This window comes from Streptomyces hirsutus (assembly GCF_001418415.1).
In the GTDB taxonomy this organism is placed as follows: Bacteria; Actinomycetota; Actinomycetes; order Streptomycetales; family Streptomycetaceae; genus Streptomyces; species Streptomyces hirsutus.
Genome location: NZ_LIQT01000758.1, coordinates 1 through 1263 on the forward strand (window position 1 = coordinate 1; position 1263 = coordinate 1263).

The following is a 1263-nucleotide window of genomic DNA, read 5'->3' on the forward strand; positions in this document are numbered from 1 at the left end:
GGTGCTGCTCCCTTCGGGGGTGGCGGAGGGATCGCCGGGCGGGGGCGCGGGGACGGAAGTCGTGCCGGCGCCGGTAACGGTCGCCGCGGTGCGGGCCGCGGCGTGCAGGAGCGGAAGGGAATGGGCGGCGAAGTGGGGGCCCGCATGGGAGTGGCGGGGCAGTTCGACGACGGTCAGTCCCTGGTAGCCGGTGGCGGCGAGGGCCGCGAGGACGGGCGGGAAGTCGATCTCGCCGTCCCCGAGGGGCAGGTGCTCGTGGACACCGCGGCGCATGTCCTCGATCTGGACGTGGCGCAGCCAGGGCGCGGCGTCCCGTACGCAGTCCGCGGGAGGGAGGGGTTCGAGGCACTGGCAGTGGCCGATGTCCAGGGTGAGGCCGAGGAGTCCGGGGTCCCCGAGGGTGCGGCGCAGCCGGTGGAAGTCGGCGAGGGTGGCGAGGAGATGACCGGGTTCCGGTTCGACGGCGAGGGGCACGCCCGCGGTGGCGGCGGCGTCCAGGACGGGGGTGAAGGTCTCGGCGAGGCGCTTCCAGGCGGTGTCCTCGTCCGTGCCGTCGGGGACGATGCCGCTGAAACAGTGCACGGCGTGCGCGCCGAGGTCGGCGGCGACGCGGACCGCCCGGAGGAGGAGGTCGACGCGGCGGGCGCGGTCGTCCGGGTCGGGGTCCAGCAGCGACGGGCCGTGCTTGCGGCGGGGGTCGAGCACATAGCGGGCGCCGGTCTCCACGGTGACGCCGAGCCCGAGCGCGTCCAGCCGGTGCGCGACCCGGCGGGTGCGCGCCGCGAGGTCCGGGGCGAGCGGGTCGAGATGCATGTGGTCGAGGGTCAGCCCCACACCGTCGTAGCCGAGGTCGGCGAGCAGGGCGAGGGCGTCGTCGAGACGGAGGTCGGCGAGGCCGTTGGTGCCGTAGCCGAAGCGGAGGGGCGACGGAGGGACGCCGTCCGGGTCCCGGCTCATGTGATGCTCACCTTCCTCATGCCGGACCTCCTCGCGAACATCCGGCCGGCCGGGGCCAGGGCCGCGACGAGCAGGGAGGTGACCGCCGAGCCGGAGCGGGCGGCGAGCGCGGCCTGGAGCGGGATCGTGGCCCGGATACCACCGCCGACGGCGCGCTGGGTGAGCGGGGGCGAGGGGTTGAGTGCGGCGTGGAAGTAGGGCCGGGCGGCCGTGGCGGCGTAGGCGGCGCCCAGGGCGGCGGCGAGGGCGCCGGTGACCCGGGGCGGGTACTCGGCCGGGCCGGAGCCCGGCAGGCCGGGGGCGGCT

General features: G+C 76.6%; 1 protein-coding gene and 1 pseudogene. Both read right to left on the bottom strand.

Annotation, left to right across the window (positions count from 1 at the left end; genetic code table 11):
• A partial coding sequence (locus AOK11_RS38325; protein WP_055598208.1) for a sugar phosphate isomerase/epimerase family protein occupies window positions 1-957 on the bottom strand: 957 nt, incomplete at its 3' end.
• Window positions 954-1263: pseudogene (locus AOK11_RS38330) on the bottom strand (SCO3242 family prenyltransferase); the annotation flags it as partial. The gene AOK11_RS38325 and the pseudogene AOK11_RS38330, both read right to left, overlap by 4 nt.